Origin of the sequence: Gilliamella sp. wkB7 (genome assembly GCF_001693435.1) — a bacterium.
Lineage (GTDB): Bacteria > Pseudomonadota > Gammaproteobacteria > Enterobacterales > Orbaceae > Gilliamella > Gilliamella apicola_N.
In genome coordinates, this window is sequence record NZ_CM004509.1 from 320545 (window position 1) to 342589 (window position 22045).

General features: G+C 35.0%; 20 protein-coding genes and 1 tRNA gene. 5 read left to right on the top strand and 16 right to left on the bottom strand.

Features of this window, described 5'->3' with window-relative positions:
* Positions 1–70: 70 nt before the first annotated feature.
* From recR to A9G17_RS01395, 5 genes are all read right to left on the bottom strand, one after another.
* The gene (recR, locus tag A9G17_RS01375; protein WP_065737154.1) at positions 71–676 is read right to left on the bottom strand and encodes a recombination mediator RecR; all 606 of its coding nucleotides are present in this window, start codon (positions 674–676) and stop codon (positions 71–73) included.
* A 174-nt stretch (positions 677–850) separates the two neighbouring features.
* Positions 851–1456 (bottom strand): glycerol-3-phosphate 1-O-acyltransferase PlsY, encoded by a 606-nt coding sequence (plsY, locus tag A9G17_RS01380; protein ID WP_141677531.1) that lies wholly within the window; start codon positions 1454–1456, stop codon positions 851–853.
* Between the two features lie 51 nt (positions 1457–1507).
* The gene (gene uvrA / locus A9G17_RS01385) at positions 1508–4339 is read right to left on the bottom strand and encodes an excinuclease ABC subunit UvrA (protein ID WP_141677601.1); all 2832 of its coding nucleotides are present in this window, start codon (positions 4337–4339) and stop codon (positions 1508–1510) included.
* A 211-nt stretch (positions 4340–4550) separates the two neighbouring features.
* Positions 4551–5486 carry a 2-dehydro-3-deoxygluconokinase gene (locus A9G17_RS01390; RefSeq protein WP_065737156.1) on the bottom strand — a complete coding sequence of 312 codons (936 nt, stop codon included), beginning with the start codon at positions 5484–5486 and terminating at the stop codon, positions 4551–4553.
* A 24-nt stretch (positions 5487–5510) separates the two neighbouring features.
* Complete coding sequence (locus A9G17_RS01395; RefSeq protein ID WP_065737157.1) at positions 5511–5981, bottom strand: NanQ anomerase/TabA/YiaL family protein; 471 nt, start codon at positions 5979–5981, stop codon at positions 5511–5513.
* 471 nt (positions 5982–6452) lie between these two features.
* Here A9G17_RS01395 and A9G17_RS13020 point away from each other — a divergent pair, with 471 nt between their 5' ends.
* Positions 6453–7379 (top strand): hypothetical protein, encoded by a 927-nt coding sequence (locus A9G17_RS13020; protein WP_065737158.1) that lies wholly within the window; start codon positions 6453–6455, stop codon positions 7377–7379.
* Positions 7380–7991: 612 nt separating this feature from the next.
* Here the strand turns inward: A9G17_RS13020 and A9G17_RS01405 are convergent.
* Positions 7992–8324, bottom strand: coding sequence for a DMT family transporter (locus A9G17_RS01405; protein WP_039128022.1), 333 nt, complete (start codon positions 8322–8324; stop codon positions 7992–7994).
* 219 nt (positions 8325–8543) lie between these two features.
* A tRNA-Lys gene (locus tag A9G17_RS01410) sits at positions 8544–8619 on the bottom strand.
* A gap of 267 nt (positions 8620–8886) precedes the next feature.
* Here A9G17_RS01410 and A9G17_RS01415 point away from each other — a divergent pair.
* The gene (locus A9G17_RS01415) at positions 8887–9558 is read left to right on the top strand and encodes an OmpW/AlkL family protein (RefSeq protein WP_065737159.1); all 672 of its coding nucleotides are present in this window, start codon (positions 8887–8889) and stop codon (positions 9556–9558) included.
* A 61-nt stretch (positions 9559–9619) separates the two neighbouring features.
* Here the strand turns inward: A9G17_RS01415 and A9G17_RS01420 are convergent, their stop codons facing one another.
* The 6 genes from A9G17_RS01420 to A9G17_RS01445 form a co-directional block, all read right to left on the bottom strand.
* A complete protein-coding gene (locus tag A9G17_RS01420; protein ID WP_065737160.1) occupies positions 9620–12478 on the bottom strand; it encodes a valine--tRNA ligase in 2859 nt (952 codons plus the stop codon).
* A gap of 195 nt (positions 12479–12673) precedes the next feature.
* Entirely contained in the window at positions 12674–13522 is an 849-nt protein-coding gene (gene panC, locus A9G17_RS01425) for a pantoate--beta-alanine ligase (protein ID WP_065737161.1), read from the bottom strand.
* Between the two features lie 4 nt (positions 13523–13526).
* On the bottom strand, positions 13527–14381 hold the full coding sequence (panB, locus tag A9G17_RS01430; protein WP_065737162.1) for a 3-methyl-2-oxobutanoate hydroxymethyltransferase: 855 nt from the start codon (positions 14379–14381) through the stop codon (positions 13527–13529).
* A complete protein-coding gene (locus A9G17_RS01435) occupies positions 14378–15220 on the bottom strand; it encodes a Rossmann-like and DUF2520 domain-containing protein (protein ID WP_065737163.1) in 843 nt (280 codons plus the stop codon). The genes panB and A9G17_RS01435 overlap by 4 nt, the downstream gene beginning before the upstream one ends.
* Positions 15221–15545: 325 nt before the next feature.
* Positions 15546–16001, bottom strand: coding sequence for a DNA polymerase III subunit chi (locus A9G17_RS01440; RefSeq protein ID WP_065737164.1), 456 nt, complete (start codon positions 15999–16001; stop codon positions 15546–15548).
* 17 nt (positions 16002–16018) lie between these two features.
* Entirely contained in the window at positions 16019–17500 is a 1482-nt protein-coding gene (locus tag A9G17_RS01445; protein ID WP_065737165.1) for a leucyl aminopeptidase, read from the bottom strand.
* Positions 17501–17638: 138 nt separating this feature from the next.
* Here A9G17_RS01445 and lptF point away from each other — a divergent pair, with 138 nt between their 5' ends.
* Together lptF and lptG are read left to right on the top strand one after the other, a co-directional pair.
* On the top strand, positions 17639–18739 hold the full coding sequence (gene lptF / locus A9G17_RS01450) for an LPS export ABC transporter permease LptF (RefSeq protein WP_065737166.1): 1101 nt from the start codon (positions 17639–17641) through the stop codon (positions 18737–18739).
* Between the two features lie 11 nt (positions 18740–18750).
* The gene (gene lptG / locus A9G17_RS01455) at positions 18751–19815 is read left to right on the top strand and encodes an LPS export ABC transporter permease LptG (RefSeq protein ID WP_065737167.1); all 1065 of its coding nucleotides are present in this window, start codon (positions 18751–18753) and stop codon (positions 19813–19815) included.
* A 219-nt stretch (positions 19816–20034) separates the two neighbouring features.
* Here lptG and msrB read toward each other — a convergent pair whose 3' ends face one another.
* The 3 genes from msrB to msrA are packed head-to-tail and all read right to left on the bottom strand — an operon-like array spanning position 20035 to position 21597.
* A complete protein-coding gene (msrB, locus tag A9G17_RS01460; RefSeq protein WP_065737168.1) occupies positions 20035–20478 on the bottom strand; it encodes a peptide-methionine (R)-S-oxide reductase MsrB in 444 nt (147 codons plus the stop codon).
* 45 nt (positions 20479–20523) lie between these two features.
* Positions 20524–21051, bottom strand: coding sequence for a cytochrome b (locus A9G17_RS01465; protein WP_081301633.1), 528 nt, complete (start codon positions 21049–21051; stop codon positions 20524–20526).
* 12 nt (positions 21052–21063) lie between these two features.
* Positions 21064–21597 (bottom strand): peptide-methionine (S)-S-oxide reductase MsrA, encoded by a 534-nt coding sequence (msrA, locus tag A9G17_RS01470; protein WP_176714238.1) that lies wholly within the window; start codon positions 21595–21597, stop codon positions 21064–21066.
* Positions 21598–21762: 165 nt separating this feature from the next.
* On the opposite strand from msrA, the gene A9G17_RS01475 reads away from it, so the two are divergent.
* Positions 21763–22035: a DksA/TraR family C4-type zinc finger protein gene (locus A9G17_RS01475; protein WP_065737171.1), complete on the top strand. Its 273-nt coding sequence runs from the start codon at positions 21763–21765 to the stop codon at positions 22033–22035.
* Positions 22036–22045 lie beyond the last annotated feature (10 nt).

Below are 22045 nucleotides of genomic sequence, written 5' to 3' on the forward strand. Positions count from 1 at the left end.
TATCGAACCAGCTAAACATTTTATTGATAATTATTTAGGTAACCCATAAGGAACTTTATAGATCACCAATTTAAAATTCAATTTTTTGGCGGCCAACAAATGAGTGCGATAAGGTTGTACCATCAACCATTTCAAGCTCACCACCAACAGGTACGCCGTGGGCGATTCTTGTTGCCACAACGTTAAATTCACCGCACATTTGCGCGATATAATTAGCAGTAGCATCCCCCTCAACAGTTGGATTAGTCGCTAAAATCACTTCATTAATCGCTTCTGATGCTAATTTTTTTTTCAATAAATCCAGACCGATATCACTTGGACCAATGCCATCTAATGGTGATAGGTGACCTAACAAGACAAAATAACGTCCACTATACTGACCTGTTTGCTCAATAGCAACAATATCAGCGGGCGTTTCAACTACGCAAAGTTGTCCACTACTTTGGCGTCGAACATTGGCACAAATTGTACAAGTTTCTTGTTCAGTAAAGGTTCGACACTCATTACAGTGACCAATATTAATCATCGCTTCATGAAGTTCATGAGCTAATTTAATACCACCTTGTCGATTGCGTTGTAATAAATGAAAAGCCATTCTTTGTGCGGATTTGGGACCAACCCCAGGTAAACAACGTAATGCTTCCATGAGAGAGTCTAATAATGGGCTAATTTGCATGAATCTATTTTGTTACCATCTATTTTATTTAGTATTAATGATACCTTGTTTCAAAAATCTATAAAACAAGAAATACGTTATTATTTCAATTTAATTATCTATTGTGATGAAAAACCATTGAGATAAAATGACAAAAATAAAGAAAACGTTACCAAATGCTGATTAACAATAATTTCAATGTTTATTTTTGCCTTTTAAATACAAACTTTTGGGTTCCTCCCCTTTAAAAAGTCGCATAATATTACTACTGTGGCGAATTATAATAACACATGAGAGCATTGTAACGGGTAAGGTCAATTCTGGTTTAAATAGCCAAACATACAACGGGGCAAAAAGAAATCCAACTATTGATGCAACGGATGAATAACCTGTTACTAATAATGCCAATAACCAAGTCAAAATAAAGCAGCCAGTGAAATCTAAACCTATTGGCATCATCATGCCTAATGCTGTTGCGACCCCTTTTCCTCCATGAAAGCCAAAAAAACAAGGGAAAATGTGCCCAAGGCATGCTGCAATGCCCACCATACCAAGGAAAAAAGGTGAAATACCGATCCGATAAGCAATATAAACAGGTATTGTACCTTTTAACATATCAAACACTAGTACAAGCATTGCTGGAAGCTTACCATTGATTCGTAACATATTGGTCGCTCCAGGATTATGTGAACCATACTCCAATGGATTGCGCAAATGCATCATTCGACTGACGATCAAAGCGCCAGAAAGTGAACCAGATAAATAAGCGATGATGATCATCAATAATATTTGTAATGTCAAAATGCTCTCCTTGGTTCACTTTTTAGGTAATAACAATAACGTTGGTTTACATTACTGTTTCTCAAGTAACGGTTTTAAATATTGACCCGTATACGATTTTTTCGATTTTGAGACCTCTTCTGGCGTACCTTCTGCAATGATTTCACCACCACCATTGCCCCCTTCAGGGCCTAAATCGACAATCCAGTCTGCCGTTTTAACCACATCTAAATTATGTTCAATCACTACGATAGTATTACCTTTATCGCGGAGTGAGTGAAGTTGTGCAAGTAATTGTTTTACATCAGCGAAATGTAAACCTGTGGTCGGCTCATCTAAGATATACAAAGTGCTACCAGTATCGCGCTTAGATAGCTCTTTGGCAAGTTTTACTCGCTGAGCTTCACCACCCGATAATGTTGTGGCAGATTGACCAATGGTAATATAAGCCAATCCTACATCAATCAACGTCTGCAATTTGCGGGCAATCATTGGTACAGCATCGAAGAATTCACGACCTTCTTCAACCGTCATATTTAAAATTTCATTAATTGATTTGCCTTTATATTTAATTTCAAGCGTTTCACGATTATAGCGTGCACCATGACACTGATCACAAGGTACATAAATATCTGGTAAAAAGTGCATTTCAACTTTTATTAAACCATCACCTTGACAAGCTTCACAGCGACCACCTTTAACATTAAAACTAAATCGTCCAGGATTGTAACCTCGAGCTCGGGCTTCAGGCACACCAGCATAAAGCTCACGAATAGAAGTAAAAAATCCCGTATAAGTAGCTGGGTTTGAGCGAGGTGTGCGCCCAATAGGACTTTGATCAATCGCAATGACTTTATCAAAATAGTCCAACCCTTCAATAGCTTTATAAGGCGCTATGTCACTTTTTTCTGCACCATTGAGTTCATTTTGTGCCAATGGGTATAGAGTATCATTAATTAATGTCGATTTACCTGATCCTGATACCCCAGTAATACAAGTAAAGAGTCCAACAGGAATATTTAATGTCACATCTTTAAGATTGTTACCAGTTGCACCAATGAGCGATAACATTTTTGTCTTATCGACTTTTGTACGATTAGCAGGGATTTCAATTTTTTGTTTCCCTGACAAATATTGACCCGTTAATGATGTTTTACTAGTCATAATTTGTTTAGGGGTTCCTTGTGCAACGACTTCACCACCATGTACACCTGCACCAGGCCCGATATCGATAACATAATCTGCCGCTAAAATGGCTTCTTCATCGTGTTCAACGACAATAACGGTATTACCTAAATCACGTAAATGCGTTAATGTATCAATAAGTCGGGTATTATCACGTTGATGTAAACCGATAGAAGGTTCATCAAGAACATACATTACTCCAACTAATCCCGCACCGATTTGGCTAGCTAATCGGATACGTTGTGCTTCACCACCTGATAAAGTTTCAGCAGAACGTGAAAGCGTTAAATAATTGAGCCCAACATTGATTAAAAACTGCAAGCGGTCGTTGATCTCTTTTAAGATCTTTTCAGCTATTTGTGCTCGCTGTCCTGTTAATGATAACTTGTCAAAAAAGTCTTTTGCTTGTTGAGTACTTAAATCACTAATAGTTGGCAGATTAGTATCATTAATAAATACATGTCTTGCTGTTGTACATAACCTTGAGCCATGACAACAAGGACAAGGACGATTACTGATATATTTAGCTAACTCTTCACGAATGGTCTGTGATTCAGTTTCTTTGTAACGTCGCGCTAAATTATTAATAATGCCTTCAAATGGATGAACGCGTTTAACAACATCACCACGATCATTTGAATAGGTAAATTGAATTTCGGTTTTACCTGATCCATTTAATAGAATATCTTTCACTTTTTCAGGTAATTTTTCGTATGGTTGATCTATATCGAATTTATAGTGTTCAGCCAGTGATTTTAACATCTGAAAATAGTAAAAATTACGACGATCCCAACCTTTGATCGCACCTGCGGCTAACGAAACTTCAGGCATTTGAACGATGCGTTTGGCGTCAAAATATTGTTGTACACCAAGACCATCACATTCTGGGCAAGCACCCGCTGGATTATTAAATGAGAATAATCTTGGCTCAAGTTCTGAAATACTGTAACCACAAATTGGACAAGCAAAATTAGCCGAAAACAGATGTTCTTCAGCTTGTGGATCATCCAAATTGGCAACTTTTACAATCCCATTAGTAATAGAAAGTACTGTTTCTATTGATTCCGCTAGGCGCAGTTTTAAATCATCACGAATACGAAAACGGTCAACGACCACTTCAATAGTATGCTTTTTTTGCAGTTCAAGTGTCGGCGGATCAGACAGATCATAGACATCACCATCAACCCTGACTCGAATATAACCACTCGCTGATAATTGTTCAAATAATTTAACAAATTCACCTTTACGCTCAGTCACAACGGGTGCTAGTAGCATATAACGGTTTTCAGCCGGTAATGCCATGATACTATCAACCATTTGTGATACCGTTTGAGCGGCTAACGGTAAATCATGTTTCGGGCAGCGTGGTTCGCCAATTCGAGCGAAAAGCAGGCGCAAATAATCATAAATTTCGGTAATTGTTCCCACTGTTGAACGAGGATTGTGCGAAGTTGATTTTTGCTCAATCGAAATCGCTGGTGATAAACCTTCAATATGATCAACATCGGGTTTTTCCATCAATGATAAAAATTGACGTGCATAAGCCGATAATGACTCAACATAACGTCGTTGCCCTTCAGCATAGAGAGTATCAAATGCTAACGAAGATTTACCTGATCCCGAAAGACCCGTTATTACAACCAGCTTATCTCTTGGAATAGTAACATTAATATTTTTTAGATTGTGCGTTCGCGCACCACGAATATCGATATCTTTGATTGACATAGATCTCTTCTTGTGTGTTTTAAACGAAATGAATTAGAAATAAACTGTATATTATACCAGTAATAATCGATTAAATATACCACATATATAATAGAACACATTATTTGCTATTATATACTCAAACGTATAGTTAACCTGAAACTTTTTGACAAGATTATTTGCTGAAATAAAAACGGTCTTTAGCGACCGTTTTTAGTCATTTATATTAATCAATTAGTTTTGGAGTTGCATCTAAAGGAATAATCGCACCACGATATTGAATGACCGTGCCTGCAACTAAATGGCCTTGTAATGCAGATTGTGAAGGATCTCGCCCACTTAAGCGTGCACCAAGATAACCTGCACTAAATGAATCCCCTGCTGCGGTTGTATCGATAACTTTATCTTTAGCGATTTTATTAGCTGGCACCTCAAAGCGACCTTCAGCACAATCAACAATGCAGCTATCGCTACCTCGTTTGATAATGATTTCAGTTACGCCAAAGTTTTTAGTACGCTCAATTACTTGCTCATAAGGCAATTTACCCCATAACAAATCTTCATCATCAAGCGTTAAAAATGCTATATCAGTGAAATTCAGAATATCGCTGTAAACACTTTGAGCTAAATCAAGGCTGCTCCATAAACGTGGACGGAAGTTATTATCAAAAATAACCTTACCACCATTAGCTTTAACTCTTTTTAAAAGATCTAATAATTTAAGAATACTTTCCGCATCTAAAATTGCAATACTGATACCACTTAAATAAATATAATCACATTGAGCAATCTGTTCGGTTACCTTGTCTGTTTCGGCGGTTTTTAACCAAAACTTAGCTGCTGCATCATTACGCCAGTAATAAAAAGAACGCTCCCCCTGATCATCTGTGACAATTGAGTAAAGTCCTGGCATCTTATCTGACATTCTTTGTACTAAATCAGTTTTAATATGCTCTTTTTGCCAACTATCAACCATCTCTTGGCTAAAAGGATCGGTGCCTAATCCAGTTACATAGTGAATTGCAAAGTCTTTACCTTGCAATAAACGTGATAAATAGACAGAAGTATTAAGTGTATCTCCACCAAAACTTCGTGTTGTCGAATCTTGTTTCATCGACAATTCAATCATACATTCGCCAATAACAGCGATATTTAAAGTCATATTGTACCTATATCCTTGACCTAATTATAAATAATCCAATGCGATTTTAACCACAACTTTACGAACCGTTGTAATCTTATTATTGATAGTACAGAGCGGTTTGTGAACTTCGTTGGGTAAAAATACGATAAAATCGTTCGACTGTAATATTAACATGGTTTCTTCTGGGGGTGTTTCGATAAAAGCGATATCATTATCTGCTAATTTGTCGTCTAACACCTTAGTGTGGGGCGGTAAGGTGCTTACTGCCATTCCCTCCTGCCCTTCCAATACGATTTGTACATCAAGGTATTTTTTATGAAACTCAGGATTAGCCTCATGAATATGTCGCAAAGTGCTATCAGACACCATAAAAAACATATTATCGCCATCAATATCATAACGTCCTACTGGCGTATTGCTGTTAACATTATCTTTAATATATTCGATTGATTGCTTAATTTTGGTGGGTAAATATGGGATTAAATCCAAATGATTAATATTACCTAAAATCATACTCAATGATCCTTTACAAATTGATGAAAACAAATAAGGCTAATTGAATTACGCATAACAAAAACTTACCATGTTAAACTAATTAAATTGATAAAGAGTATATACTTAAGCCGAGCTTTTTTGTAGATCTTAAAACATAAAAAGAGTTTATAATCTGCTAACGTTATCAGTTCTATTTCGATAAAATAAATAAATTATCGAAAAACGATAAAATGCATATTTTATTTTAGGCTCGATGTGGTTAGTCTACGACAAGATTAACCCTATGATAGATGATAATGAACCTGTTATAAGAATTAAAATAAAAAAAATTTCAATGGCTTAGGTGGATAGAGCTGAAATTGTTTTTTTATAATAAAAGAGATGAACTAACGCTATGAAATTCGGATATTAATACAACTCATTTTTACCTAAATTTAGTATCAATTTATGTGAAAAAATTCAGCTAAACGATCATGTTGAGTCATAATTATGAATGAATTAGAAAAACTGTGCCAAGATTTAAAAGTACCACTCGGTAATGGACAGGATTGGGAATATGAATTAGCGAACGAATATCGAACACCGCAATGGTTAGCTAAATATTTGTCTGCATATCTTCATAATAATTACTCAACATTTCAAAAACACATATTAATGAATTTATGTATCGATATTTGTAATGATTTATTCACCGCTGATCCTAATCAAAATCAACCTATTATTCACCAAGTATTAAATATCCTTTATAACGATTATGCTCAGCATTGGCAACTTATTGATTATTGGGCATTACCCGATGAACCACTAGAGGATTGCTTTGAGATAACGTCAGAAATAAGAAAACTGAGGCAAAAATATCTTGCAAATGCCCATGAATGGCTTGCTTTAAATCAGGCTCAACAAAATTTATTGATTGCGAAACAGAATTTTCGACAATGTCCTGATTTTTTTATACAACTACAAATCGCTCTCAATTCTTCATCACAACAAACATACGCATTAACATTAATCCATGATGATGGATTGAATGATGATCAATTAAGCCAGTTACTATCCACTCTTATTAATATTGCTTTAGAAGGCAATGACGAACAAAGTGTTATTGCACATAAAATATTAATGAAAAACAAAAATAATCAATATATTAATCAAAAAATCGCTAATTTATTACTAATTAATTATATTGATGATCTCAATTATTACGATGAGATTATCTATCGCAGAATGACTGAATTGTTGCATGATTTAAATAATTCTTTTTTAATCGAACAGTTTATAAATCGATGTAAAAACATTGATGATCCAGAAGTTGCTCAAAACTATCCTGTGTTTGCTAAGCAGTTAATATCACAAATTAGCACTTTTTCAGAAAGTGAATTAAATCAAATACAAAAAAGGAGTGACAATGTAACCTAACCTACAGGGCAAGCGGATTTGGCGGGTTATGTCCATTGTAGTAGTAACAATTTTATCAGGATTGGAAAAGAACAATAACGAAACAAAGATATCAAACTGATTGATGCAACAGATGCCAAGCATGATTTTATTGCACATGCACAACAAGATATTTCTAAGTTGCTTAATGAAATTAGACGATTAAAAATAGTTATTAGTAAAAATAAATTGCCACAAAAATAAAAAAGATTTTACAAATGCTTTAACCCTAAACGTTAAGTACGATAGATAAGTGACAATTTTACATTCAGACAGCTAGAAAAATTAATTCAATTTGAATAATGATCAAAAGTCCTAGTTTAAATTTTATCGATGTAATAAATAACATACTGATAATTTCTGTTTTATGATGCAATACGATTTAAAGAAAAGTTTATTATTAATCCTGTATTGTCTTTTTCAGAATAAAAAAAGCAATTTTCCACGAAAAAAATTAAAGTAAATATCCTAATTTTTTATCCTACACAAGTCGAAATAGTCATATTACCAATATGAAATAATTGGCCGGATAATTACATGAAATAAAGAGATCCAAACTAAATAATGTGTCTTTTAACGAATATTTTTTATATTCTAATGCGCTGCTACTTTCGAAAAGAGATTAATGATGACAACGCCAAACATAATAAATCCCATACCTATTAAAGCAGCAAGATCTAAAGTCTGTTTCATAAAAATCCAAGCAATTAAACTAATAAGAACAATTCCTATGCCAGACCAGATCGCATAAGCAATTCCGACAGGAATAGTTTTTAATGCTAAAGAAAGTACATAAAAAGAAGCACTGTATCCAATGATAGTAATGATTGAAAAAACCAAATGAGTAAAGCCATTGGATAACTTTAATGAAGAAGTTGCAATCACTTCACAAATAATAGCTAGAAAAAGAAGAAGATATGAATTCATGCTAATACCCACAATTGTTTAAAACGATAGTCTTATTCCTAACTTTCAATAAATCAGGTTTAAAAGCTTGAATTGTTCAATTTGGTAAGCTTATAAGGTATATTATTAAAACCTGCTAGAGTTTTATATCTATATTTTTTATATCTGTATTATTTTTAAATGATAAGTAAACTAGATAGCTACTAACTCTTGAATATCACTGAATAGGATGATTTTTAATGGTGGGTTGTGAGGGGATCGAACCCGCGACCAATTGATTAAGAGTCAACTGCTCTACCGACTGAGCTAACAACCCACTAAAATATTCTTTCTATTATATCTAACCTTTAAGATTAATGCAAGCCATAGATTTTACATAAATTTTGAGCTAAATCTCAGATTTATCAAATTAAATGTGATATTATCATAAAATTAAAGAATTTATTGTTATCCAACCAATTCTTTAATTAACTTAATATGACATAAATAACAGTATGAATTGACAATTAGTTAATAAAATTAATTAAACGCCTAATTCAAAATCATTAAATTATAGGTTATAAGATAGTATTAGGAGACAAAAATGAAAATATCCTCGGTTGCAATGCTCATTTCAATGGGATTAGCAAGTTCAATGGCTTATGCACATCAAGCGAATGAAATAATAGTCCGTGGTGGGCCTGTCTATGTTCATCCAAAAGATAAAAGTGATCATGTGAAAGTGGGTGGGGCAAAAAGTGATTTAAAAGCCAAAGCCGATAATGACACTCAACTTGGTTTAAATTTTCAATATATGATTACGGATAATATCGGTATTGAACTGTTAGGAGCAACACCATTTAGCCATCAAGTTAAACTCGGCGGCGGTAATTCAACTGGCTTGGCTGGCGCTCACCTTGGTAAAATTAAACACTTACCACCTACATTAAGTGCTGTTTGGTACCCTCTTGATTCGAAATTTGAATTTCAACCGTATGTGGGTGTTGGGGTAAACTATACTTTCTTCTTTGATGAAAAACTCAGCGGACAAGCTAAAAAAGCAGGATTCCATGGTTTAGACCTTGATAGCTCTTGGGGCTTAGCGGCACAAATTGGTGCAGACTATTCTATTAATGAAAATTGGCTCATTAATGCACAAGTACGTTATATTGATATTGAAACTAAAGCAACAACGCATTTAGGAAATACTAAAGTAACAGCTAAATATAAATTAGACCCATGGGTTGCAATGTTTGGTGTAGGTTATAAATTTTAGGCCTTTGCTGAATAAAAAATCTCTCGCTAATAAAATTAACGAGAGATTTTATATATTGAGATTATAGATTCTTAATTGCTACATACTGCTCTTGCAGTTTTGCTTTATCATCAATGTAACCTTGCTGTTTTTCCTTTTCTTTAGCAACCACCGCAGCAGGTGCTTTGTCAACAAAACTAGCGTTTGATAATTTATTTGCAATACGGGCTATTTCTCCCTCAATGCGAGCAATCTCTTTTTCAAGACGAGCTAATTCATCTTCTTTATTAATTAATCCCGCCATTGGTATAAGTAGCTCTGCCCCATCAACCAATTTAGTTACAGACAACGGACCATTTTCACCTTCATCAAGCAAGACAATTTCAGAAAGTCTAGCCAACGTTTTAATAAAAGTAATATTATCACTTACAACACGATGAACTGTCGGTGAAGCTTGGCGAATCAATAATTGTAATGGCTTACTCGGTGCAATGTTCATTTCAGCACGGATATTACGCACAGCAATAACAGCATCTTTAATCCAATTAATATCAGCAACCGCTTCTTCATTAATATATTTTTCATCAAATGCTGGCATTGGCTGTAGCATAATTGTGTCAGCTTTAATATGCATTAGCCCTTTCACATTTTGCCAAATTGCTTCAGTGATAAACGGAATAATTGGATGTGCAAGGCGCAATAACGCTTCCAGAACGGTCACCAACGTATGACGAGCAGCACGTTGTGCAGATTGTTCGCCATTAGCTAATACTGACTTAGTAAGTTCTAAATACCAGTCACAGAATTGATTCCAAGTAAACTCATATAAAATATTAGCAGCTAAATCGAAGCGATAAGTGTCAAATGCTTCACGATAAGCTTTAACGGTTTGGTTAAATTCTGCTAAGATCCATTTGTCTGATAGTGAATAATCTAAATCCCCGCCTTTAAAACCACAATCATGTTCTTCAGTATTCATTAATACGTAACGGCTGGCATTCCATAATTTGTTACAGAAGTTACGATAACCTTCTAAGCGTTTTAAATCCCAGTTAATATCACGCCCAGTTGAAGCCAGTGCTGCTAAAGTAAAGCGTAGTGCATCTGTACCGTGGGCTTCAATACCATTTGGAAATTGCTTTTCAGTCCGTTTAGCAATTTTTTCAGCCAACTGTGGTTGCATCATATTGCCAGTACGTTTTTTTAACAGATCGGCTAATGAAATACCATCAATCATATCTAAAGGATCAATTACGTTACCTTTAGATTTAGACATTTTTTGCCCTTCTTCATCACGAATTAACCCTGTAACATATACAGTTTTAAATGGTACTTGTGGTTTACCATGCTCATCTTTGATAAAGTGCATCGTCATCATAATCATTCTGGCTACCCAGAAGAAAATAATATCAAACCCTGTTACTAATACATTAGTTGGATGAAAGGTCGCTAAATCATCGGTATTTTCTGGCCAACCTAAGGTTGAAAATGTCCATAGTGCAGATGAGAACCAAGTATCAAGTACATCTTCATCTTGTGATAATTCTATGTCGTCAGCTAGGTTATTCTCGCGTCGTACTTCTGCTTCGTTACGTCCTACATAAACATTACCTTGGTTATCATACCAAGCAGGAATTCGATGCCCCCACCATAATTGACGAGAAATACACCAATCTTGAATGTCATTCATCCAAGAAAAATACATATTTTCGTACTGTTTTGGTACAAATTGGATGTCACCATTTTTTACTGCATCAATAGCGGGTTCAGCAAGTACTTTGGCACAAACATACCATTGGTCAGTCAACATAGGCTCAATAACCACTCCGCCACGATCGCCATAAGGAATAGTAAGATCATGTGGCTCAATTTTTTCGAGTATATCTAATGCTTCACATTGAGCAACAATGGCTTTACGCGCTGCAAAGCGTTCTAGATTTTGGAATTCTGCTGGAATTTCTGTTGCATAAAGAGTGCATGCTTCGCCATTGGTATCAAATACTTCCGCTTGTGTACGAATATCACCATCAAAAGTGAAAATATTGATCATCGGTAATTGGTGACGACGCCCTACTTCGTAGTCATTAAAATCATGGGCAGGAGTGATTTTTACGCAACCAGTACCTTTAGTCATATCGGCATGTTCATCACCAATAATCGGAATACGACGATTTACAAATGGTAATATGACATATTTACCAACTAAATCTTTATAACGTGGATCCTCTGGATTAACTGCAATACCTGTATCGCCTAATAGTGTTTCTGGTCGAGTTGTGGCAACAACTAAATAATCTTTGCCTTCTGCTGTTTTAGCTCCATCAGCAAGTGGATAGCGTAAATACCACATTGAGCCTTTGACTTCTCGGTTTTCGACCTCAAGATCTGATATGGCGGTACGAAGTTTAGGATCCCAGTTTACTAGACGTTTACCACGATAAATCAAATCTTCTTGATATAATCTTACAAACACTTCTTTTACGGCATTGGATAGACCTTCGTCCATAGTAAATCGTTCACGATCCCAATCAACAGAATCACCTAATCGACGCATTTGTTTAGTAATACTACCGCCTGACTCTGCTTTCCATTGCCAAATTTTATCAATAAATGCTTCACGACCGTAATCATGACGAGTTTTGTTTTCCTCAGCGGCAATTTTACGTTCAACAACCATTTGAGTAGCAATACCAGCATGATCCGTACCTGATTGCCAAAGGGTATTGTTACCCTGCATACGATGATAACGAATCAATGCATCCATGATGGTTTGTTGAAATGCATGCCCCATATGTAAACTTCCTGTTACATTCGGAGGTGGAATGGCAATGCAGTAACTTGGTTGCGATTTATCGCCATTGGGTTTGAAATAACCGCTTTCTTCCCAATGTTTATAGATAGGTTGTTCAATTTCTTGTGGATTATAAGTCGTATTTTTCATAATTGATGAATAAATCCTAATTCAAGGCATAAAAATACCTTATATTCTACAGGAAAATAGCCAAACAATAAATTAGCAGAGTAATAAACTCGTTGATTTAATATATGATTAAAACTTTATCAGATTGATAATTGATATAAAAAACCGCTTATTAAAAAGCGGCTTTAATTTATAAAGTTTAAATTTATAGTTAAATTAATCATGTTGATAAATAAAATTATCGATTAACCGTGTGTTACCAATATAAACCGCTAAAGCACATAAACTGTCTTGTGCAAGTAAATCAATCGATTTTAATGTAGCTAAATCGACAAACTCAATATAATCAACCTTTGCCAAAGGTTGTTTACCGATCAACTCTTGCATGGTTTGGGTAATCACACTAACTGATTTTTCACCTTTATGAATCATAGCTTTTGCACATTCAATTGCTTGGTAAAGACAGACCGCAGCAGTTCTTTCACTTTCAGACAAATAACTATTACGGGAACTTTTAGCCAGTCCATCTGATTCTCGTACAATAGGACAACCGATGATTTCAATATTAAAATTCAGATCCGTTACCATACGTTTAATTACCGCTAATTGTTGGGCATCTTTTTGTCCAAAGTAGGCTCGATCCGGTTGAGCAATATTGAATAATTTGGTCACAACCGTACAAACGCCTTTAAAATGGCCTGGGCGTCTTTTGCCACATAAAGCTTCTGTCAATCCATTTACATCAACATAACTATTAAAATTAGGGGGATACATTTCACTTGCGTCTGGGCAGAAAATCAGATCGACGCTCATCTGTTCACAAGCAATTTTATCTCGTTCTAAATCTCGTGGATAACTGGCAAGATCTTCTGAAGGGCCAAATTGAATAGGATTGACAAAAATAGTCACAATAACTTTTTGATTATCTTGTTTAGCAGCTTGCATCAAGCTTTGATGGCCTTCATGTAAAAATCCCATTGTCGGAACTAAACCTATACTATTACCTGCCTGTCGCCAAGCGTTAACTTGTTCACGCACCTCTTTAATCGTTGTTACTACTTTCATTATTTTATCCTTTTTTGCTATTCAAAAATTCACTTTTCAGATTTTGAATAATTTCATCATCCATTGCAAATTCATGAATCGATGCAGGGTATTGTTGTTGTTTGACTTCTTGGCAATAATCACCAAACGCCTTTTTCATTTGTTCCCCGATTGGTGCAAAGGATTTAACAAATTTTGAAGATACGCCATCATACATTGACAGCATGTCTTGATAAACCAAGACTTGTCCATCACATCCGGTACCCGCTCCAATACCTATAGTTGGAATATTGACAAGCTCAGTAATAAATTTAGCCAGTTTGGCAGGAACGCATTCTAATAAAATGGCCGTCGCACCAGCTTGTTCAACGGCTAAAGCGTCGAGTACAATATTTTTTGCGTTTTGATAATCTTTACCTTGAACTTTATAACCGCCTAAGGCTAAAACAGATTGCGGCATTAAACCGATATGAGCAATAACGGGAATCGAAGCTTGAGCAATCATTTTAATGTGTTCGTAAAACGCTTGTCCTCCTTCAAGTTTTACAGCTTGCGCCTGACCCTCTTGAATTAATCGTCCTGCATTATAGACAGCATCATAGACGGAGGTATGATAAGACATGAATGGTAAATCCGTAATAACAAAAGCTGTTTTAGCCGCTTTTGCCACTGCTTTCGAATGATGAATCATATCTTCCATAGTAACTGATACTGTACTTTCGTAGCCCAGCATGACCATTCCTAAAGAGTCACCAACAAGTAAACAATCGACCCCACTTTCATCCATAAGCTTGGCAGTTGTATAATCATACGCCGTTAGCATGGTGATTTTTTGTTGATTTTCTTTGCGTTGTTGTAAGGTTAAAATAGTTTTTTTCACGAAAACAGCTCCAATTCCAGTTGTCGATAATCGTTATTCGGATGTTTTTGTCGACTAATATTAAGTAAAATAGTTGATAATTGTTTATATATCGGTCTTAATTCGTTTGGCATAGCCATTATATGTTGTTTGATAGTATCAATATCACCACGCTCAATCGGTCCCGTTAAAGCATTAATCACCCCTAGCTTACAGGTATTATTGGCATTACCTAAAAATAACGGATGCCATGCTTGTTCACTAAATTCACTATTGAACTCACATTGATTCAGTAATTCTATTCCTATTTGCACTAAGGCAATGACTTGATTACTTAGCATTACACAAGCCGCATGATAAAGAGGTTTTTTACTGGCAGAAAGAATTGCCAAAGGATTTTTTAAAGGGGTAAACAAAGCTTGCAATTGAGAAATAACATGTGGATTGGCTTCAAGTGTAAAAGAGACACCAGGCATGGCAGAATAGCAACCAAACCGATCATAAATGGCATATAAAGGATGTAATGAAAAAGCAAAAGGGTGAACAATCTTATTTTGGCTAAAGATATGGGATGTTAATAAACCACTACAGTGACCTATCCATTTGTTTGCAATAGGTAATTGACAAAGTTCTTGCCAAACAACTAATATTTGACTATCAGATACAGTAACAAAGATGCAATCACAATCGTTAACTAAATCACCAAGTGATGAATAAGCTTTGCTTTGCGTAAAATCACTCGCTTCTTGTGCATGCTCATAAGATCGACTATAAAAACCAGCAATACTAAAGCCACACAATGAAAAGTACTTTGCTAATGTACAACCAACTTTACCTGCACCTATAAAACCGATAATCATTACTATTATATCTTTTTTTAAAAAGATCGCATTATAGCCTAATCCGCCTGATATTCAATCAGATTAATTCTAATAAAATTAATAATATTTATAATTTATCGGCAATTATTACTCTGTTGTGTTGAGATGAGATGAAATTTACCTCTATTAAATAATTTTAGAGCTTTTCTATAGACTCCAAAAGAGAATAAACTTGCTTTGCCTATAACCAATAAAATATTTTTTTAGCTTTTCATCACCGCATTAACCAAGCGTAATATCGATCCATTACCAAATTTAAAAAGTTTATACCATTGCCTTTATATTATTTCGCAATGGTATAAAATCACTCGCAAGGCACGGGTACAGTTTTTAAATTGAATCCAGCTTCTTTATATAATTTATACCTTGTTCTTGCCAACTCTTTTAATCTTTCGTCTACTGGTACAAAATCAACAATATCAGAATACACTGCGGCAAATTCAGGAAACTGTTCTTGCAAATTAACTAATACATGCCGATTGCCATTACTGCGTTTTTGTGGCCAACAAATTTCGACAGGCGAACCGCCTTTCATACCTTCACCAGCTAAATTATGTGGTACAAAATGGTCGGTATCGAGCTGCCAAAGGTATTCATCTATACGTTCAGCTTGTTGTTGATCTTGGCAAGCAACTAAGATTCTTTTATTCATTTGCCAGATTTCAGCAATTTTTTCACAAGCGAGCTTTTCATGGTATAAAACACCTGATTCACTCGCCGGTTTTTGGTTTTCTAAAAGATAAAAAATCACTTTTTTCATATAAATGAATGATCAACCTATTGTGTTAATAAGTATTCAATCAACATCGCAACTGGGCGACCTGTCGCACCTTTCTTAGCACCCGATTGCCAAGCTGTACCCGCAATGTCTAAATGCGCCCAGTGATATTTTTCGGTAAACCGTGATAAGAAACACGCTGCGGTAATTGTTCCACCATCACGACCGCCTGCATTGACAATGTCTGCACAAGTTGACTTAATCTGCTCTTGGAAATCATTATCAATCGGTAATTCCCATGCTTTATCGCCCGCATTATTGGATGCTAACACTAATTCATTAACTAAATTTTTGTTGTTACCCATCACCCCTGTATAGTGGTGACCTAATGCAACAATGCATGCACCAGTTAAGGTTGCAATATCAATAACAGTTTTTGGTTTATAACGTTCAACATAGGTTAAAGCATCACATAATACTAAGCGCCCTTCCGCATCGGTATTAATAACTTCGACCGTAGTGCCCGACATAGTCGTCAAAATATCACCTGGTCGATAGCTATTGCCATCAGGCATATTTTCACATCCTGCCATTACCCCTACGACATTAATAGGTAGTTTAAGCTCAGCGACTGCCTGCATAACACCATAAACGGTTGCGGCTCCGCACATATCATATTTCATTTCATCCATACCGGCAGAAGGTTTAATTGAAATACCACCTGAATCGAATGTTAAACCTTTACCCACAAACACATAAGGCTGGGCTTTTTTATCTTTTGCACCATAATATTCGATGATTGTCATTATCGATTCATTTGCAGAACCACGACCTACCGCTAAATAAGCATTCATATTTAGTTTAGCTAACTCTTTTTCACCTAAGCATGAAACTTTTAAAGATGAGTGCTTTTTACCTAATTGCTTAGCCTGATCAGCTAAATATTGCGCGTTGCAAACATTTGAAGGCATATTGGCGATTGTCTTTGTGGTGCTAATTGCATCAGCAATAATTTGACCTTGTAATAAAACGTTTGTTAAAGATTCACTTTGCTTTTTATCATTAAAAATTAGGGTAATTTTGTTCAAATCTGGAATTGGAGACTTTTTGGATTTGAATTGATCAAAACAATAGGTCATATTATTGATAATTTGTGGAAGTTGCTTAACAATTTCAGTATTTACTGATGATTTAACTGTCAACAAATCCCAATTCACACTTTTGACTTTTTTTGCCAATAATTCTTTGGCTACTGCCTCAATAACTTGTTTCGATTGGTTGATGTCAAATTCTTTCAATTTTCCACAACCAACAAATAAAAGTTCTTGTTTTAATTCTGATGAACAGGAATATAAAAAAGTGGTTTTACCAAGTTCGCCACTGATATCACCGGATTTGATCAGTTGACTGACTAAGCCATTAGTCACCTGATCAATTTCTTTTACTGTATCTGATTGGTTTTTTTCTGAATTTACGGTAATAACTAAACATTCTGATTTTGGTTTTGTAATTGAAGTACTATTTTTGATTAAAATTTCCATAGATATTCTCTTTTTATGAAATTTATGATGATGAGTAACATTCTATCCGTTCATTTAGCGATAGCAACAAAAAGATAACTAAACAAAGCAAATCCTATTATAATAGTCCCATTTATAAAACTTGAAGATAGGTAAAATGTGATAATTCGTCGATATTTAGTGAAAGAAACATTAAAAACACAAGGTGCAATATTATTTATATTATTGCTAATTTTCTTTTCTCAAAAGTTAATTAGAATTTTATCTAGTGCCATAGAAGGAAATATTCCACGTGATTTAATCATGCCTTTGCTAGTATTAGGCGTATCAAATATGGCTGATTTGATTTTGCCATTAAGCTTGTTTTTGGGTGTTTTAGTGACCTTTGGACGTTTATATTCGGATAGTGAGATGGTAGCCATGCATGCCTGTGGTGTGAAAAAGAATTTAAACTATCAAGTAGTCTTTTTTCTTTGCATATTCACTTGCGCGTTAACCACAATTAATTGTCTTTGGTTTGGACCTTGGTCAAGCTTAAAACAAGACCTGTTAGTTGAAAATGCCAAAATCAATCCAAGTTTAGCAGGTCTGTTAGCGGGTCAATTTCAACAAACGCCAGATGGAAATTCAGTGATTTATATTGGTGATGTCGATAAAAATAATTTAGAAAATGTATTTATTGCTAAAATTAATCCTACGAACAATCAGCGACCTTCAATTATTATCGCCAATAAGGGGAAGACTAGCAATGATGCAGAAGGTAATCAAATTATCACACTTGAAGATGCGAATCGCTACGAAGGGACTGCGCAACTAAAAGATTTTCGTATATCAAATTTTCATAATTATATGGGAATTATTAAACCTAAAGAACTTGACTCAAATAGTGATGAAAAAATTGATGTTCAACAACTTGGTTTAATAGATTTATATAAAACAAAAACACCAAAAGCAGAAGCCGAGTTTTATTGGCGGTTAACACTTATTATTTCTGTTCCTCTCATGGCATTTTTAGTTATTCCTCTTAGCGTATCGAATCCTAGACAAGGACGATTAGCACAAATTCTTCCTGCATTGTTGCTCTATTTGGTCTATTTTCTATTAGCCAGTTCAATTAAAGCTAATGCAGGTAAGGGACGTTTAGATCCGGCCTTATGGTTTTATATCATTAATCTAGGGTATTTTATTCTTGCCATAATTTTAAATTGTTGGGATAACTTATTTATGCGTAAACTTCGTTTAAAATATATTGCATCATAAAGGAGAAAAGGATGTTTTCGATTTTAGATCGCTATATTGGTAAAACTATTATAAGTACTATTGGGATTAGCCTGTTTTTATTAATCAGCTTATCAGGCATAATCCGTTTCATTGATCAACTTAGAAAGATAAAAGTTGACTACGATGCTTTTGCTGTGGGTATCTATTCCTTATTAATGGTGCCGAAAGATTTAGAAGTATTTTTTCCAATGGCTGCTTTACTTGGTGCTTTAATTGGATTGGGCATGTTAGCATCTCGTAGTGAGCTGATAGTGATGGAAACGGCAGGATTCAGCCGTTTCAAAATTGCCTTAGCGGTAATGAAAACAGCATTACCGCTAGTACTTATCACTATGGCTATTGGTGAATGGGTTGCGCCTGTTAGTGAGCAAACTGCACGAAATATGCGTTCAGAAAAACTCTATGGCAGTTCATTACTGGCACAACAAGGCAGCCTATGGGCGAAAGATGGCAATGATTATGTCTATATCGGTCATGTTAATGGTGATAGCTCAATATCAAACATTGATATCTATTCAGTAGATAACAATAAATTATTGTCAATAACCCATGCTGATAAGGGTATATTCAATGAGAACGTTTGGACATTATCGCAAATTGAAAAAAGCGATTTAACTCAATTCGATAAGATTCAGACTAGCAATGTTCTTACGATGGAGTGGAAAACCAATATTACCCCTGACAAATTAAGCATTGTGGCGTTTGATCCCGACTCTCTTTCTGCTTCTGGACTATACAAATATTCGCAATATTTAAAAAGCTCAGGTCAAGATACTAAAAATTATGATTTACTTTTTTGGAAGAAGTTAATCAAACCACTTTCGGTGGCGGTTATGATGCTACTTGCGTTGTCTTTTATTTTTGGTCCACTGCGTAGCGTATCAATGGGAGTGAGAGTAATTATTGGTATCAGCTTTGGATTTATCTTCTATATCGCTGATAACCTATTTGCTCAAGCCAGCATTGTAATAGGGATATATCCTATAATCGGATCGATGGTAACTAGCTTAGTATTTCTTTTGATTAGCTATATTTTGTTTAAAAGAAAAAATTAAGCATACTTATGTATACTGATGTGTTTTAAATAAACAGATGATTAAATAGTTAAAATCATATAAAGGCATTCTTTATTAAATAATTAAGAATGGTTAATTGATGATAACACTAACATTAGAATTTACTAAAAATAGTGATAATCAGTTTATTTAAACAGTCAAAATTTAAATAATAGATACTTAATGCAGCCTAAACAATTTTAGTATTGAACGGATGCATTAAGTACTTTTAAAAAGATTCAAATATTGCCCATAACCGGCTGACGCAAGTTCTTCTTTCGGTATAAAACGTAAGGCTGCTGAGTTAATACAATAACGTAAGCCACCCAACGCTTTAGGACCATCATTAAATACATGCCCAAGATGAGAATCGGCTTTTGCTGAACGTACTTCGACACGATTCATACCATGACTATGATCAGCTTTTTCAATTATGTTATCGTTATTTATCGATTTAGAAAAACTTGGCCAACCACATCCTGAATCGAATTTATCAAATGAAGTAAATAACGGTTCGCCTGATACAACATCGACATACAACCCTTCTTGATGATTATCATTGAATTCATTTTCGTGTGGTGGTTCGGTACCATTTTGTTGTGTTACATAGTACTGCATGGGTGTTAATCGTGATATCGCTTTTTCTTTTAATGTATTATTCATAAATCACCTAACCTATTTAATTTATTTAAGAGTCATCGATGACAACTAATTTCCTTTTAACATTGATTGTAGAACTTTATCCTTAATCCAAAAATAATGATATGAAACACCTACTATATGTAAAATAAATAAAACAGCTAATAAATATGAACTTACTTTGTGTATAACATGAAACAATTGATACATTTTATTTGTCATATCAATTGCGGGAAGCGAAATGATGCCAAATATATTGAGTGAACGGCTACTCATTAAGTAGCCAGATAAAGGTACAGTTATCAACAAAATATAGAAAAATCCTTGCGTTGATTTTGACAAAATGCGCTGGAATTTTCGATCTTTCGGTAAAACATCGGGCATACCTTCTTCCGTGATAACAATGAAACGCAAAATTGTTAACATAACGATCACTACACCAAATGATTTATGAAATAGATAAATCATAAACATCCCCCCCAAGTACTGTGACAGAGTCACTTTAAATGTTAGCAAGATAAATTCCAAAAACACCAGTATGAAAGTTAACCAGTGGAGCCATTTTTGTTTGCTATTATACTCTGGGTAGTTTTCCATAAACTATGTATCCTATCTATTTTTGGGCCAATGCTGAGCAATAAACTGGCTTCGCCCTGATCGTTGATAATACTCATTATAATGTAAAGGTTGTTTTATGTAATAATTTTGATGATAATCTTCTGCCGGATAAAATGTTACCGCGGGTTCAATTGCCACCTCTATTGGTTTGCTAAATCGCCCACTTTCTTGCAGGGTTTGCTTTGATGCTAAAGCTTGCTTATGTTGAAATTCATTATGATAAAATATGGCAGGTCGATAAGAATCGCCTCGATCAGCAAATTGACCTTGAGCATCAGTAGGATCAATTTGCTGCCAAAAGATGTCAAGCAATTTTTTGTAGCTAATGACTTTAGGGTCAAACGTTATTTGTATAGCTTCGGTATGACCTGTTGCGCCCGAACAAACTTGTCGATAAGTTGGATTTTCAACATGTCCGCCTGTATAACCTGATACCACGTTTATCACGCCTTCATACTGATCAAAGGGTTTTACCATACACCAAAAACAGCCACCGGCAAATGTTGCTTGTTCATATTGTTGCATAATAATCTCCTGATTAAATGATTTTTGACAAATTCATTCACTTTTATTCTGTATCAACACGTTCGAGTCATGCTTTTTTAATTATACGTAAATCATATTACTTGAAATAGATCAAAAAAACACCATATTTTCACTATAGCGTTACAGTTTTAGGAGGTCTATTTTATGGCAAGTGGATGGGCATCTGATGATGCTGTTAATCAACAAATCGAAGGCACTATTAAAGATGCTATCGAAATGGCAAGAAGACAATTAAAACATGGGACTATTAGCGCTCATTTTTGTGTTGAGTGTGGCGATGCTATTGCCCAAGCAAGACGAGAGGCGCTGCCTGGCGTACAATATTGTTTGTCATGTCAACAAGAAATTGATAAACAAATAGCCAAATCAGCGAGTCTATATAACCGTCGTGGTAGCAAAGATAGTCAACTTCGATGATCTTAATCAG